At 36.2% G+C, this 16,857-nt stretch carries 8 protein-coding genes; 6 read left to right on the plus strand and 2 right to left on the minus strand.

Features of this window, described 5'->3' with window-relative positions; all coding sequences use genetic code 11:
• Window positions 1-8: 8 nt before the first annotated feature.
• The 3 genes from HHU12_RS02410 (at window position 9) to HHU12_RS02420 (ending at window position 8,691) form a co-directional block, all read left to right on the plus strand.
• Window positions 9-2,588 carry a hypothetical protein gene (locus HHU12_RS02410; RefSeq protein ID WP_169654643.1) on the plus strand — a complete coding sequence of 860 codons (2,580 nt, stop codon included), beginning with the start codon at window positions 9-11 and terminating at the stop codon, window positions 2,586-2,588.
• Window positions 2,589-3,483: 895 nt separating this feature from the next.
• Window positions 3,484-6,915, plus strand: a complete 3,432-nt coding sequence (locus tag HHU12_RS02415) for a hypothetical protein (protein ID WP_169654645.1) — start codon at window positions 3,484-3,486, stop codon at window positions 6,913-6,915.
• A 105-nt stretch (window positions 6,916-7,020) separates the two neighbouring features.
• Window positions 7,021-8,691, plus strand: coding sequence for a sulfatase family protein (locus HHU12_RS02420; RefSeq protein WP_169654647.1), 1,671 nt, complete (start codon window positions 7,021-7,023; stop codon window positions 8,689-8,691).
• A 128-nt stretch (window positions 8,692-8,819) separates the two neighbouring features.
• On the opposite strand, the gene HHU12_RS02425 is transcribed toward HHU12_RS02420, so the two are convergent.
• The gene (locus HHU12_RS02425; protein ID WP_169654649.1) at window positions 8,820-9,536 is read right to left on the minus strand and encodes a LytR/AlgR family response regulator transcription factor; all 717 of its coding nucleotides are present in this window, start codon (window positions 9,534-9,536) and stop codon (window positions 8,820-8,822) included.
• Window positions 9,537-10,261: 725 nt separating this feature from the next.
• Here HHU12_RS02425 and HHU12_RS02430 point away from each other — a divergent pair.
• Together HHU12_RS02430 and HHU12_RS02435 are read left to right on the plus strand one after the other, a co-directional pair.
• Window positions 10,262-11,218 (plus strand): ROK family protein, encoded by a 957-nt coding sequence (locus tag HHU12_RS02430; protein ID WP_169654651.1) that lies wholly within the window; start codon window positions 10,262-10,264, stop codon window positions 11,216-11,218.
• A gap of 41 nt (window positions 11,219-11,259) precedes the next feature.
• Entirely contained in the window at window positions 11,260-12,642 is a 1,383-nt protein-coding gene (locus HHU12_RS02435) for a sulfatase family protein (RefSeq protein WP_169654653.1), read from the plus strand.
• Between the two features lie 159 nt (window positions 12,643-12,801).
• Here the strand turns inward: HHU12_RS02435 and HHU12_RS02440 are convergent, their stop codons facing one another.
• Window positions 12,802-15,225, minus strand: a complete 2,424-nt coding sequence (locus HHU12_RS02440; protein WP_169654655.1) for a TonB-dependent receptor — start codon at window positions 15,223-15,225, stop codon at window positions 12,802-12,804.
• A gap of 412 nt (window positions 15,226-15,637) precedes the next feature.
• On the opposite strand from HHU12_RS02440, the gene HHU12_RS02445 reads away from it, so the two are divergent.
• Window positions 15,638-16,726 carry a hypothetical protein gene (locus HHU12_RS02445; RefSeq protein WP_169654657.1) on the plus strand — a complete coding sequence of 363 codons (1,089 nt, stop codon included), beginning with the start codon at window positions 15,638-15,640 and terminating at the stop codon, window positions 16,724-16,726.
• Window positions 16,727-16,857: the final 131 nt, after the last annotated feature.

Consider the following 16,857-nt stretch of genomic DNA (forward strand, 5'->3'; position numbering starts at 1 on the left):
AAAACAACATGAAAAAGAATTATTATTTTTCTACAATATATCAACTTATACTACTCACTTCTCTGCTAGGATTAACATTTTCTTGCGATGTCGATAAAGATGACGTGCAAGAAATATTAACCGAAAAAGCTCCTCAAGTTTTTCAATATAACCCGAATGAATTCACCATTTTTGAAGAAGAAGGTTTTACTTCTCAAGAACCTGAAGTGGATGGTGAACCTCCCATTCTTTTTAGAATTTTGGATCAAGAGGATGGCTATGCAATAGATGAATTGGGTGTGGTGTCATTGATTGAAATGCACACTCAAGAAGCTTCTACACAAGAAATCATCGTGGAAGCTTATAATAATTACGGTTCGTTGAGAGATACGATCATTGTTCAAATCAATGAAATTCCAATTATCCCTCCAACGGAACTCTCGTATGAAGTACAAGCTTTTGAGGTATTAGTTGGTCAAGATGGTTTTGTAACTTCAGCTCCTACAGCCAATGGAAGTGATACATTAAAATACACCTTAGTCAACGATTTTGAGGGTAATTTCTCTATTTCTGAAGAAGGAATTGTAACGCTAAAAGACGAACATACTTTAGCAATCACAGCGGAAGATCAATTGCATACACTTACTGTAAAAGTAAGTAATACTGCAGGTGAATTTACGACTGATATTACTATCAAAGTAAATCAAGTCCCTCCTTCTGACCTTTCTTATGAGACACAAACATTTGAAGTGGTATTTGGTAAAGAAGGCTTTGTAACTTCAGCCCCTACAGTTACTGGCGGTACTCCATTAACGTATAGTCTAGTGGATGATATGGAGAGCAACTTCACTATCTCCGAAGAAGGAATTATCACCTTAAAAGATGAACACACACTTGCACTTACTGAGGGTGACGCGGTTCACACAATCACTGTAAAAGTAAGTAATGATGCTGGTGAAACAACGACAAATCTTACGGTCACGGTTGTTCAAATTGCGCCAACTTCCCTTTCTTATGAAGCTCAGGCTTTTGATGTAGGACAAGGTAAAAGCGGATTTACAACTTCAGTTCCAACCACGGATGGCAGTGCTCCACTTGTTTACAGTTTAGCAGATAATATGGATGGAAACTTCTCTATTTCTGAAGAAGGAATTGTCACTTTAAAAGACGCACATACTTTGACAGTAACAGCAGAAAATCAACCGCATACTATCACCGTAAAAGTGAGTAATACCAATGGTGAAACATCTACAGACATTACAATAGCAGTCTTTGAAGTTGCAGCGCCAACCACATTAAGTTATGAACAACAAGCATATGAAGTGAAAAGCGGAAAAGACGGTTTTGTTACTTCAACGCCGATCACAAACGGAAGTGCTCCATTGGTATACAGTTTAGCAGATGACTTTGAAGGGAATTTCTCTATTGCAGAAAATGGTGTGGTTACGCTAAAAGATACTCACACACTTGCACATACTGAAGCAGATCAAGTGCACACGCTTACTGTGAAAGTAACCAATGAGGAAGGTGAGTTTACAACTGACATTACCGTAAAAGTTGTACAAGAAGCACCAACTACATTGACTTATGCAGCAACTTCATTCAAAGTAGCAGAAGGTGAAGGTCTGGTTATTGATGCTCCAACTACAGACGGCAGTGCTCCATTGACTTACTCTTTAATGGATTATACTGGAGATGATTTTACGATCAATACCTCCACAGGTGCGATTACTTTAAAAGAAAATCACACACTCGGTATTGGCACTACACAATCCATCACTGTAAAAGTAGAAAACACTGCAGGCAACACCACAGCAACGCTATCTGTTGAAGTGTTATCTCCTGAGTTAAAAATCAGTTACTCTCTTCCGGCAGAAGGGTATCAAATCATCTCAGAAGGTGACGGAAGCTTTACAAGTGCAACACCAACAATGGACGATTATTATAAAGGAAAAGCCACTTTCTCTTTACCACAAAATGCCCTAGATGCAGGATTCTCTATCAATGCAACTACTGGAGAATTCACACAAACAGATGTTACCAAAGGCACATATATCTTTGACGTAACAGCAACGTATGAAAGTGCTACTGCTACCTTCGAATACACTGCGGTGATCGTTGAAGATGGTTTCAATATCTTCTATTCTGAAACAGCCTCACCATTGGTAGTAAGTGCATCAGATGGTATTATTACCACAGAATCTGCAAAAGAATGGGGAGATAGAGAACCTGATCATGTGAATTATCAATTGAGGTATTTCACTTATGAAGGAACGCTGAACGGTGAAACATTTGCTGAAACAAAAATTGATAGAACGCCAGCCAATGAAGATCCTTTAAACCCAACTACAGATCAAGGTAAAATATTAGCAGGGTTAGGTTTAACAAAGAAACAAGGAACTGAATTTGAATGGACCGCATTTAGAAACTGGTTCTATGAAGGCGATCTCCCTGGAGGCAACGTCACAGGCACTTTAGCTGAATGTTCTTCTTATACATTTGATGCAAGTTCTTTACCTGCTGGCACTTACAAACTTTACTTACGTTTGTTGGACAGCAATGGTAAAAATATCACTCACAAACATGCTCTTACAATTATAATTGAGTAGTTAGTTTTGAGTGGTTTATTGGATGCCCTGTACAGTTGGTAGATGCTGTGCAGGGCTTTTTTATATAAGTTTAATAGAAATGAAACCCAAATACCGTGCACCATGACTGAAGTCATGGGCTGTTGATATTGTCTCCGACAACACTAAAGTGTTGCCTCCGTTATCAACCTTCAAGATTTAGTCTTGGATAGGTTCCTGTATCACCTGCCCATAGTTTTAACTATGGTGCACGAAACACTCAATTACTTTTGTCTTGAAGCAAAAATCAAATCTGTGAATACAAAAGCTAAATTTTATCCCATAAACTCACCACTCCCCTCTATTTTTCCAACCTCCAAAAACCGTTTTTTATCCCTTCAAAATTACCTCTCGTCCTTTATAGAATTTCACCCAAAAAATGTAGGCAAAACTTTATTTAAATTTGGATTAAGCTGTTACACATTTAAAATTGGGATAAGTTGAATTCTTATTTTTTAGTCTAATCAAGGCAGAATAAAAGAGCATAGCTAAAGCTACGTGATGATATTCTAACGCAGAGTAGGCTGAAAAATAAAATCCAAAACTTCCGATTTTAAATGTGTAACAGCTTGATCAGATTTTGAAAGGGTTACATCCATAGGACACCTGACGTCAGTCCTGCATTTACCATTTCAACGTACCCTGTATTCCATCAAGAATATACATTATCTGAGGTGTAAAAATCTATTCATCGAAAATCAATTTTTAAGCATTGATTTTTTTTAAAACAATGGGGGTAGATGTTCCTGATATCACTTATACAACGGAAACAATAAACACATTTACACTACCCACAAGGATAAATTTTTTAAACAAACACAAGAGCAAAGTACCCTATACTTCGCCCTGAATTTTAGTGAATCAAAAATAAAGCAACATGAAAAAGAATTATTATTCTTCTGCTATATGTAAACTTATAGTACTCACTTCACTATTCGGTTTAATATTTTCATGTGACGTCGAAAAAGACGATGTCAAGGATATTTTAGACGAAAAGGTCCCTTCGGTTTTTAATTATGAACCAAATCAATTTTCGATTTTTGAAGAGGAAGGTTTCTCTACCAATGAGCCAGAAGTGGATGGTGACCCACCAATACAATTTAGAATTATCAATCAAGAAGACGGTTATTCTGTAGATGAACTTGGTGTGGTTTCATTAATTGAAATGCACTCCTATGAAGCATCTACTCAAGAAGTCATCATTGAAGCTTATAATGAGTTTGGCTCTCTAAGAGATACAATTACAGTGGAGATCAAGGAGATCCCTATTATTCCTCCAACGGAATTTTCATATGAAACTCAAGCATATGAAGTCACTGTCGGTCAAGAAGGGTTTGTGACTTCGTTACCTACTGCTAATGGAAGCGATACTTTAATGTACGCATTAGTGGATAATTTTGACGGTAATTTCTCTATTTCTGAAGAGGGTATTGTGACACTAAAAGAAGAGCATACGCTTGCTGTTACAGAAGAAGAGAAACCGCATATTCTTACAGTAAAAGTAAGTAATAAGGCGGGTGAATTTACAACGGATATCAGCATCAAAGTCAATCAAATTCCACCGACTTCACTTTCGTATGAAGTACAAGCATTTGAAGTCACTAGCGGGAAAGAAGGATTTACTACTTCGGCTCCTACAACTAACGGTAGCGATCCTTTAAAATTTGAATTGGTGGATGATATGGACGGAAACTTCAGCATTTCTGAGCAAGGTGTAGTTACACTAAAAGATCAACACACTTTAGCAGTGACAGCTGAAGATCAATCACATTCACTGATGGTAAAAGTAAGTAATAATGCAGGGACATTTACGACGACTATCACCGTTACTGTAAAACAAGTGGCTCCTACTGCTCTTTCTTATGAAGTTCAAGCATTTGAAGTAACAAGTGGGAAAGAGGGATTCATCACTTCTGTACCTACCACAGATGGAAGCGGTCCTTTGAAATTTGAATTGGTAGATGATCTAAATGGGAATTTCAGTATTTCTGAAGAAGGGATTGTTACTCTAAAAAATGAACATACTTTAGCTATCACTGAAGAGGATCAACCGCATACTTTGACAGTAAAAGTGAGCAATGATGCTGGTGAATTTAAGACGACGATCAGCATCAAAGTAAATCAAGTTCCACCAACTGCACTTACTTATGAAGTACAAGAGTTTGAGGTCACTTTTGGGAAAGAAGGATTCACTACTTCGGCTCCAACTGCCAACGGAACTGCTCCTTTAAGTTTTGAATTAGTGAATGATATGGAGGGGAACTTCAGCATTACGGAGCAAGGTGTGGTAACATTAAAAGAGGAACATACTTTAGCGGTTACAACTGAAGACCAACCGCATATTTTAACGGTAAAAGTAAGCAACAAGGCTGGTGAATTTACTACTGATATCACTATCAAAGTCAATCAAATTCCACCGACTGCACTTTCTTATGAAGTACAAGCATTTGAAGTCACTTACGGGAAAGAAGGATTTACTACTTCTGCTCCAACAGCGAACGGAACTGATCCTTTAAGCTTTGAATTAGTAGATGATATGGATGGTAATTTTAGTATTTCTGATGAAGGAATTGTAACCTTAAAAGAGGAACATACTTTAGACATCACCGTTGAAGATCAGCCTCATATATTAACAGTAAAAGTGAGTAACAACGCAGGAGAATTTACTACTGATATTACGATCAAAGTAAATCAACTCGCTCCTTCAGCACTTTCTTATGAAGTTCAAGCATTTGAAGTAACAAGTGGTAAAGAAGGATTTACAACTTCGGCTCCTACAGCAAATGGTAGTGATCCGCTAAGCTTCGAATTGGTGGATGATATGGAGGGGAATTTCGGTATTTCTGAAGAAGGCATTGTGACTTTAAAAGAGCAACATACTTTAGCAGTTACAACTGAAGATCAACCACATACTATAACTGTAAAAGTAAGTAATGATGCGGGAGAATTCACCACGGATATCACTGTAAAAGTAAATGCAATTATTGCCCCTACTGAGTTATCGTATGAGAAACAGGCTTTTGAAGTGGTATACGGTAAAGATGGTTTTGTAACTTCTACTCCAACTGCCAATGGAAGCCCTACTTTGATGTATAGACTTGTCGATGATATGGAGGGTAATTTCAGCATCTCTGAAGAAGGTATTGTAACATTGAAAAACGAACATACTTTAGCCATCACTGAAGCGGATCAAGTGCATACAGTTACTGTAAAAGTAAGCAATGAAGCAGGTGAGTTTGCAACGGATCTTACTGTAAAAGTTGTACAAATTGCTCCAACTACATTGACTTATGCTGAAACTTCATTCCAAGTGGCAGAAGGAAAAGGATTAACAATTCCTGCTCCAACTACAGACGGAAGTGCTCCATTGACTTACACATTAGTAGAATACAATGAAAGTGATTTCACAATCAATGAAACTACTGGAGCGGTAACTTTAAAAGAGAATCATACGCTTGCAATTGGTGAAACAAAAACCATTACTATAAAGGTAGAAAACGCAGCAGGTAACACTACTGCATCGCTTTCAGTAGAAGTTCTAGCTCCTGAATTGACATTGAGCTATAATTTACCGGCAGAAGGATATAAAATCATTTCAGAAGGTGATGGAAGTTTCACAAGTGATGCTCCAACTGTCCATGATTATTTTGTAGGAAAAGCAACTTTCTCTTTACCGCAAAATGCTATTGACGCAGGCTTCTCTATTGATGCTAATTCAGGTGTTTTCACTCAAAATAATGTAGCAAAAGGAACGTACATTTTTGATGTAAAAGCAAGTTACGAAACAGCTATGGTTTCTTTTAAATACACCGCGGTAGTTGTAGAAGATGGTTTTAATATTTTCTACGCTGAAACACCGAGTCCTTTGGTTGTAAGTGCTTCTGATGGAATTGTAACTACTGAAGCGGCAAAAGAATGGGGTCCAAGAGAGCCTAATCATGTGAATTACCAACTAAGATACTTCACGTATGAAGGCACGCTTGATGGTGAAACTTTTGCGGAAACTAAAATTGACAAGGCTCCTGCGGAAGATGCTTTAAATCCTACAAGTGATCAAGGAAAAATATTGAAAGGTTTAGGATTAACTAAAAAGCAAGGAACGGAATTTAACTGGACTGCCTTTAGAGATTGGTTCTATGATGGCGACCTTCCTGGCGGTAATGTCACAGGCACATTGGCAGAGTGTACTGCTTATACTTTTGATGCAAGCACATTACCTGCTGGTACTTATAAACTTTACTTACGATTATTGGATGGAGATGGCAAAAATATCACGCATAAGCACTCTCTAACGATCATCGTAAAATAATAATTAAACCTGAGTACAAGAAGAACTCATCATAAGGCCACAACTTAAGTCGTGGCCTTATGATGAGTTACTCCTACTTACAATTGAAAACGAATGAAATTATCTATGCACCGACTACTTCAGCTTCTTCTTATTACTACAGCGATCAGTGTTTGTTCCTGTAATTCTCCAAAGAAAAAAGTAACTAAGAAACGTCCCAATATCATCTTTATGATGGCGGATGACCACACGCCTCAAGCCATTTCTGGATACGATGGCGTATTGGGTTCAACCCCCAACATCGATAAATTAATGGAGGAAGGAATGCGATTTAATCACTGTTATGTTACCAACGCAATTTGTGGTCCTTCAAGAGCGGTAGCACTCACAGGAAAGCTCTCTCATATCAATGGAGTGACTGACAATGGAAAAGATTTTGACAGTACTCAATTGACTTACCCTAAGGTATTAAAAGCGAATGGTTATCAAACTGCTGTGGTTGGAAAATGGCATTTAGGATCTACTCCTGAGGGTTTTGATTATTACAGTGTCTTACCAGGACAAGGGCATTACTACAGCCCTGAGTTTATTGAAAAAGAAGGTAATGTGATTTATGAAGGTGAATACGTGACGGATGTAATTACTCGAAAAGCGATGGAATGGATCGGGCAAAGAGAAGAAGATAAACCTTTTGCATTGATCTATCAGTTCAAGGCCCCTCACAGAAATTGGATGCCTGCTGAGCGTTTTTTAAACTTATATGAGGATACAGTTTTCCCAGAGCCAAAAACACTTTTTGACAATTATGAAGGAAGAGGTACAGCAGCCAAGGAACAGGAAATGAGGATTGGTGAACACATGTGGGATGCATGGGATTTCAAATTGGCAAGTCGTGAGGAATTGGAGGCTTTTGGTGCTAAAAATAAACCCTCTAAAAAAGATTACAATGCCAAACAATCTGATATAGCAGGTGCGAATAAAAGAGATCAAGACCTTGCTAAATTTTATGCGGTTTGGAACCGTATGAATGATGCTCAAAAAGACGCTTGGCACAAAACGTATGACAAACGCCTGAAAGAGTTTAAGGAATTAAAATTAGAAGGAAAAGCATTGATCAGCTGGAAATATCAAAACTATATCCGTGATTACCTTAGAACAGTAAATGCTGTGGATGAAAATATTGGTAAAATGATGAAGTATTTGGAAGAGATTGGTGAATTGGACAATACCATCATTGTATATACTTCAGATCAAGGTTTTCATTTAGGTGAAAATGGCTATTTTGATAAGCGTTTTATGTATGAAAGTTCTTACAAAATGCCTTTGGTGATCAGATACCCTAAAATGATTGAAAAGGGAAGTCAAACAGATGCATTAAGTATGAACCTTGATTTTGCTCCTACCATTTTAGATTTATGTGGAGTCAATGTTCCCAATGAAATGCAAGGGGAATCTTTGCTTCCTGTTTTGTCCAATAAAGGAAAAATCCCTACGGATTGGAGAACTGCTACTTACTACCATTATTATGAATATCCGTCTTGGCATTCTGTAAAGAGACATTATGGCATCAGAACTAAAGATTATAAACTTATTCACTTCTATAATGATGTGGACGAATGGGAATTATATGATTTGAAAAATGATCCAAATGAGATGCAAAATGTAGCCCAAAACCCTGAATATTCTGCTATACTAGCGGAGTTGGTGACTACTTTAAATAATGTACAGTCTCAGTATCAGGATGAAGATCCTATGGAAAAGGAAAAAGAATACTTTACAGGAGTCAACCATCATTAGTAAACACCATCATTAACCTACGACTTAAGTCGTGGGTTAATGATGAAGTGATAAATCCAATTGTATTGCAAAAAGTCCAAGTTTTGATGAAAACTTGGACTTTCTCTTTACCTAAATTATTAAGCTATCTATAAAGTAATACCAAATTCATCCATTACTTCCTGCTTGTAGTTTCTTCCTATCGGGATTTTATATTCATCCAATTCGATATAAGCGGCTGTAAATGTTTTAATAAAATCTGTATTGATGATAAATGATCGGTGAATACGTTTGAAATTTTTGAAGTTGAGTTTCTCCATCATTGCCGTAATGGTTGTATACACTACAATCTCACGTTCCTTTGTGATCACTTTAACGTAGTTTTTCGCACTTTCTACAAAAATAATGTCCTTCAAGAAAGTTTTGATTATCACTTTATTTTCCTTTAAATAAAGAAAATCTTCTTTGTCATTTTGAGAGGAAGTTGAAGGCTGAACAACCGGTTCTTGACGAAGTCTTTTGAATTTTTCTACTGCTTTTACAAAACGTTCGAAAGCAAATGGTTTTAATAGATAATCTATAGCATCCAGCTCAAAGCCTTCCAAAGCAAAGTTACTATAAGCAGTGGTGAAAATTGTTTTCGGGGCACTTTTCAAAGCTTCTAAAAGTGCTGTTCCTGTCATCAATGGCATTTGAATATCCAAGAAAACGAGATCAACTTCATTTTGATTTAAAAAGTTCAATGCCTCTATCCCATTATTGCATTTGCCAATAAGTTCAAGGTCATCAATTCTACCAATAAATTCTTCTAAGATATTTTGTGCTAATATCTCATCGTCCACTATTAAACAACGTATTTTCATCATAGATCTAAAAAATTGCTTTAAAAGAATTTGTTAATTCACCAACCTCTGTTTCCAAGGTCTAGTATGTAGTAATAATTCATTTTCTAGGGAAAAAACACTCTTATTCTAAAAAATAAGTGGAGTAAAAAATAACAATTTCCCTTTTTGAATAGATACTGAAATATAACAATTTTCATCTGAATTTTAACCATCAAAAGACAATAATTTTTGAGTTAAGAATTAAGAGTTAAGAAAGAAGAGTGATGGACTTTGTTATGATTCTTAAAAATATTTTTGGGTGGTTTACAAAAAACCACATACGAACCACCTTCATTCTTAATTCTTCATTCTTACCTCCCCCCTTTCTTCCCTCTAATAATTGCTGTTTGTCATGTGGTAATAGGTGTGTTTCCTACAAATTTCTTTTTTACCGATAATACCTTGATGTTTACATTAAGTACTAGGAAAAAAGGAAATGAATATTTTATTCCAAGTACTTAATTAACACGGACAAAATGGTGACACAGAATATTTAATATGAAGTTAAAGTGATTGTGACTATCGAGCTGAATAGAGAATTGAATACTTTCAATTCAAAGTGACTACTTATTAAATCAATAGCTTAAAATCGGTTCATTACGGAGTTATCAAACTCTATTTTAAAAAGGTAATTGAGCATGTTGGAATATAGTTTAGCGTCCCAACATGCTCTTACCAATTTTATTTCGAACATTTAAAAAATCAACATGAAAACTACAATAGGTATTGATCTTGGAGGTACACATATTAAATATGCATTGATTAATGAAGAGGGAGAAATCATTAAAAATGGACTTTTACCTTCTCAAGCGCATGTTTCTGCACAACAGATCTTATCAAATATTCAAAAAGCAATAGAGGTATGTTTGTCTTCTGCCAAAGAGGATGAAAATGAAGTAATAGGAATTGGTGTAGGTACACCGGGTATTGTAGATACTGATAAAGGCATAGTGTTAGGTGGTGCTGAAAATTTAAAGAATTGGAAAAATATTCCTTTGAAAGATAACTTAGAAGCGGTTTTCAATCTTCCTGTTTTTGTGGATAATGATGCCAATATGATGGCTTGGGGGGAACACGGTTTTGGTGCTGGAAAGGAAGTGAAAGATGCGGTTTATCTTACTATTGGAACTGGAATTGGAGGAGCAATCATTGTACAGAACACAATGTTAAGAGGCTCCTTTTTTGCTGGTGGTGAGCTGGGTATGATGTATTTGAATGCCAATAAGTTTACTTCCAATGAAAATATAAAAGGGTATTGGGAAGACTTTGCTTCTACTTCTGCTTTGGTAGATGATTATAAATATTTATTGAGGAAAAATAGAAAGCCGACTTTATCAATTGATGGTAAAAAAATAGCGGAAGACTTCCTATCAGGTGATGAAGATGCTATTGCTGTTGTACAACGTCATTTTGAATACATTGGGATGGGGATCGCTTCTCTTATTCATATTATGAACCCTAAAAAAATCATTATTGGTGGTGGCATTTCTCAAGCGGGATCATTTTATCTGGAAGGAATTCAAGAGCAGGTGGCACAATTGACTTATCCTATTTGTGCTGAAAATGTGGAAGTGTGTACAGCTAGTTTAGGCAACGCGGCGGGATGTTTAGGTGCTGGTTATACGGCTTTTAAAAACTTAAAAAGTGATGTAGTGAGTGTCTAAATTTTCTTACTTAAACGCTAATTTTTTTAACGATCAATGACATGAATAACAAAATATTTTTTTCAGTAATACTTTTATTTTTTAGTCTGAACTTACAAGCTCAAAACAGTCAAAAACCAAATATTATTGTTTTGCTTTCTGATGATATGGGCTACTCAGACTTAGGGTGTTATGGTTCTACAAAAATCAAAACGCCACAGTTGGACAAAATGGCTTCAGAAGGTATTCTATTTACCGACTTTTATGTAGCGGCACCTTCTTGCGGTCCTTCAAGAGCAGGTTTCTTAACAGGAAATCACCCTTCTAGAATAGGCATGGAAGACAACATTCATCCTCAAGACAAAAGAGGACTGAATCCTAAAGAACAAACGATAGCGACTTTATTAAAACAGAATGGCTATGAGACGGCATTGTTTGGGAAATGGCATCAAGGTAACTATCCTGAACATAGCCCGAATGCTCACGGTTTTAAAGAGTATTATGGTACGCCTTACTCTCATGATATGTGGCCTTTTAATCCCGATGCGGAAAAGGTTCAACCTCCCCTGCCGATTTTCAACAATCAAGAAATTGTAGATTACAATCCGTCTGTAAATCAGCTGACGCAAATGGTGACAGACAAAGCGATTGACTTTATTGATAGAAAAAAAGACCAACCTTTCTTTTTGTATGTGGCGTATAATATGCCTCACGTTCCGGTGGGTTCTTCAGATCAATTTAAAGGGAAATCAGAATACGGACCTTATGGAGATGCTGTGATGGAAATCGATGCTTCGGTAGGGAAAATCTTGGAGACATTAAAGAAATATAAGATTGATGAGAATACCATTGTGATGTATTTTACAGACAACGGACCATGGCTAGCCTACGGTAATCATGCAGGAAACTCCATGAATTTCAGAGAGGGTAAAAAGACGACTTTTGAAGGTGGTATGCGTTCTCCATTTATTGTTAGAATGCCTGGTACAATCCCTGCCGGAAATAAGTCTGAAGAGATTATCAGTGCTTTGGATATTTTGCCTACGGTATTGGAAATGAGTAATACTAAAGGGCCAATGCAACCACTGGATGGAAAGAGTATTTTGCCTCTATTGAAGAATGAAAAAGGAGCGAAATCACCTCACGATGCTCTTTTCTATACCCTTGGGAATGAAGTGCAAGCAGTAAGAATGGGGAAATGGAAATTACACATTCCTCATAAATACCGTCATGTGGAAGTGGTGGGTAATGATGGTCTTAGAGGCATTCAAAATCATGATGATTATTTTATTGACCTTGCACTTTTTGATTTAGAAAAAGATGTGGGAGAAAGAAATAACCTTGCTGAAAAATATCCTGAAAAGGTAAAAGAAATGCAAAAAGCAATTGTAAAATTCGGAAAAGCATTAAGAAGCTCAAAGCGTAACGCTTATGTTGTAGAATAGAGAAATTACATGAGAACAAAATATGTTAATAGAGAATAATCAGAAGAACTGAAATTATCAAAGATAATGTCGAAAGATAATTTATGAATTTTATTGTGTGCTACTTTACTATAAGCCTGAAGGATCAGTGTCAAACCTGATCCTTCTTTCTATTAAGTTTTAATTCAATAAATTCCCAATTCTAACATCGATATAAAATGTTCTTGGCGTGTACGGTCCATAAACAAAACCGGCATCCTTATCTATACCGCTGGCAAAATTAGATTGCATTTGATTGAAAATATTCTTCACCCCTGCACCGATCTGAATATTTGAGTTTTTAGACAACTTTGTAGTATAAGCGACTTTAATCCCCATATCCACAAACTGTTCAGTTTCTATTAGCTCTTCATTTTCAGGCATTTCACCATTGATAAAACCTCCTGGCAAATAAGGAACAAACATTTTACCAGTATAAACACCCGTCAGCGATGCTTCCCATTGATTTGTGATTTTATAATTGGCCGTCAATGAACCGTACTGATTTGGCGTTCTCAAAATATGTTTTGAAGTACTTGATTCCTCATCACCCCATTGATTTTCCTCTCCATACATTGAAGACTGAAGGGTATAATTGGCTTGCAACATAAAGGATTCACTTGGAGCAATTTTCGTTTCAAAGTTCAATCCCTTCACCACAGCATTTGATGTTGAGTTTCTTTTAAAGAGAATCAAAGTACCATCGTCTTGATAGTGGTATTGATTGTCAAAACGGTCATTGATTGTGGTATGGAAACCTTCTACTAAGAAGTAAAACTGTGTAGTACCAATTTCTTGATCAAGGTCTAAAGCTAAATTATAAGAAATCGACGTTTCTGATTTCAAATCGGGATCAAGCACAGTTCTCACTCCCTGTCCGCTTGTCACCTCTATATGAAGGTCTTCAGAGAACATTTGCGGAGCTCTAAAACCCGTAGCAAAACCACCTCTTACCTGCAGGTTGTCTAAGATCTTATATTTTAGATTAACTCTTGGGTTGATGGCAGGAACGCTCTTATCATTTTCGTGATTTTGGTAATCGGTGATATTTACATAATCCATTCTTACTCCTGTCAGCAACGACCATTTTGCGTTTGTCCATTCTTGCTGAGCAAATAAAGCGTAAGTATTTGAATTTTGATCTGAAACTGTAGCATCATTTGTCCACTTTCCAGTTTCAGGGTCATGGTAGGCTAGTTTTTTATCATTAATACGGTCATTGATAAACTCAGCACCCACAACCAAAAATGTCTTTCCTCCTGCCACTTTACCAATATCATAATTCATTTGAGAACCTGCAATGATGGTACTTCCTGTTGTTAATCCAAAACCATCAGGAGCCTGATGTGCTCCATAATAACTGTCTCTATTGACAAACTGAGCGATAGCATAAGTATTCAAATGCCATTTTTTATCTTGACTAAACCAATCATGTGTAAGGCTTGCGCTTCCAATATGCATTTTGATTGCTTCTGTTAGATCCGCTTCTTCATAGGGAAGATCCAATTTGTTTCCTCCTCTTCTTGTATCGTGTGTGTATTTAGCATCAAAAGTAAACTGGTTTTGAGTATTCAATTGATGATAAATTTTAGTTCCAACTGAGATAGTTTCCAGTGCTGTTACCTCTGAAAAATCATCTTTAATGGGATCACCAAAAGGATTACCATCTTCATCTATTTTATAATAGATATCATCAGGGTTGGCATTCCAAGCATCTCTATTTCTGTATGAACCGAAAACATAACCAGAAGTTTTTTCATTTTTGGAAATCAAAGAAGTATTGAAATACACATTATAATCATTTGAAGCACCATCAATTGTCGAGAAGTTACTTCCCACTTCATAAGCATTAAATTCAGGAGATTTTGTCAAGATATTGACCGTACCGCCAATGGCATTGGCTCCAAATAAAACAGAACCGCCACCTCTCACAATCTCAATCTGATCTACCATATTGACTGGAATCTGCTCTAAACCATAAACACCTACAAGTCCATTAAAAACAGGACGGCTGTCAATTAAAATCTGAGTATATGGCCCTTCCAATCCGTTCAATCGAAGTTCAGTAGAACCACAGTTACCACAAGTCGTTTCCACTCTCGCTCCAGAAATATAATTCAATCCTTCACCTGCCACTTTGAAATTGGCACTTTGGAATAACTCTTTGCCAATAACGTTGACGACAGATGAAGTTTCATTTCTGTTTTGTGCTCTTCGGCTACTAGAAACAATCACTTCATTTAATTCCAGAAGATCTTTTTGTATTTCAATATGTAATTCTTGATGCGTGTTATCCGCCTGCCAATCCATTTCTATTGTTTTGTATCCTACCGTTGAAACAGTTAGATGATAGGTTTCCCCTTTTTCTAGTTCCAGCATAAAATGCCCTGATTCATCTGTTGTAGTACCTAGTTGACCGTCATTGACTGAAATAGTAACGTATGGAATATGCTCTTTGCCACAGGTAATATGTCCTTTAACTTTAATAGGATTTCCTGCAAAAAGTGGCAAGCTGAATAGCGTTAGTATTGTTGAAAAGAAGTATGTAGAGAAGTAAGATTTCATTATTCTTATTTAGACTTATTTTTAATAATGAGCCAAAATTATAAGATAACATTAACCACTAAAGGAATGTTAATCAACCTCTTTTAGTGATATATATCACTCCTACTCAACTTAAACTCCAAAACGGAGTCTATACAGTGTTATTTGATTTAAAATTCAATTCAACATATCTACTTCTGAACTATGAAATTTCTTCAGTTATCATTCAAATAGGGTTGATTTTTAGATTCATACGTCTATATTTGTGACAGTGTATTGATAATGATGTTTCAACTATTGACGAATTAACTTCAAAAATAATTTTCCAAAAAAAACTAATATTGTTCTCATTTATCAATGCTTTAAATAAATAAAACAGCGAACTAAAAAATTGCTTTCTCAGTAATGGTGAGCTATTAAAAACAATTTTAAAATGAAACTATTGCAATTAATTATTGTCTTCCTGGCGATAAATCTAACGACTCATGCACAAACTTTTTTCGTGACAGACATTGTAGATAAAAGTGAGGAAAAACCTCTTACAGATGAGGAAAAAACGAAAATCAATGCTTTACTGATCAAGGAACTGGAAAAAAGAAAAGGAGATTTTTGTACTCAACTATACAATGGAGAGGAAAGGGAACAGTTTGCCTCTAGCAAAGGTTTTATGATGGTCAGCTGGGATATGGCACACAGAGGTGGAATGCCTGAAAAAATGGGTTTTGACGTTTATGTAGTAGCTATTTATGCTGATGGTTCTTTCTTTTCTGAAAGTGTAATCGTAGAAAACGCAGCGAGGTACATGCAAATGAATATTAGTGATGAAACTACTCCTTTAGAAAAGCAAATTGAAGATCTTGTAGGTGGAATGGTCAAAGCTTCCGTACAAAGTATCTGTCCTGCTATGGGTGATAATTTTGTACAATTCACACCTGAACTAAACCAAGAAGTAATCAATGTAATCAAAAGTGATCAAGTAAATCTCAATGATTTATTGACTGAGGTGAATATGGTGATCATGAACATCCTAAGACAAAATTACAGAAATAAAAACATGGGTACTTTTAGTGCCTGCGAATATTTAGCACAGAGTACTCCATCAAGAGGTATCAGCTGTGTACTTCAAAATGTCAGAGAGTTTTTCGGTGATATGCCTCGTGAGGATGGGATAAAGAGAATGCATAATCTTATCGCAATGAATAACTACTGGATTTACTATAACCTGTATATTCAAAACTATGAAGAAACGGAAGCCTCGCTTAAAAGAATCAATCGTGAACTGAATATAGCACCTGATTTGGCTCCAGATTATTTTGCTTTGGCGGTGATTTCAAATGCATTAAAAAAAGAAGACCTTTCTATTGATGAAGATCTTATCAGCAGAGCAAAAGAAAAAACAAGCTTGACTGATGTTTATAAAAAGGTTCACTTTTACTTATCAGAAATTAAAGTTACTTCTCATGATGAGAACTTAATTAATAAAGCTACAAAATTGCAAGACAAATTGAGTAGCGTACAATAAGAAGGGGGAAGAGTTAAGAGCTAAGGTGGTTTGTGTTGTAGTTCGCTAGGACGTTGCAATACTGTCATTCCCTGATATAGGTTGACCGTTTTCAAAGTTAAAATTACATGTTGAAAACTGGAAAAGTACTT

It is taken from the genome of Flammeovirga aprica JL-4 (genome assembly GCF_012844305.1).
GTDB lineage: Bacteria > Bacteroidota > Bacteroidia > Cytophagales > Flammeovirgaceae > Flammeovirga > Flammeovirga aprica.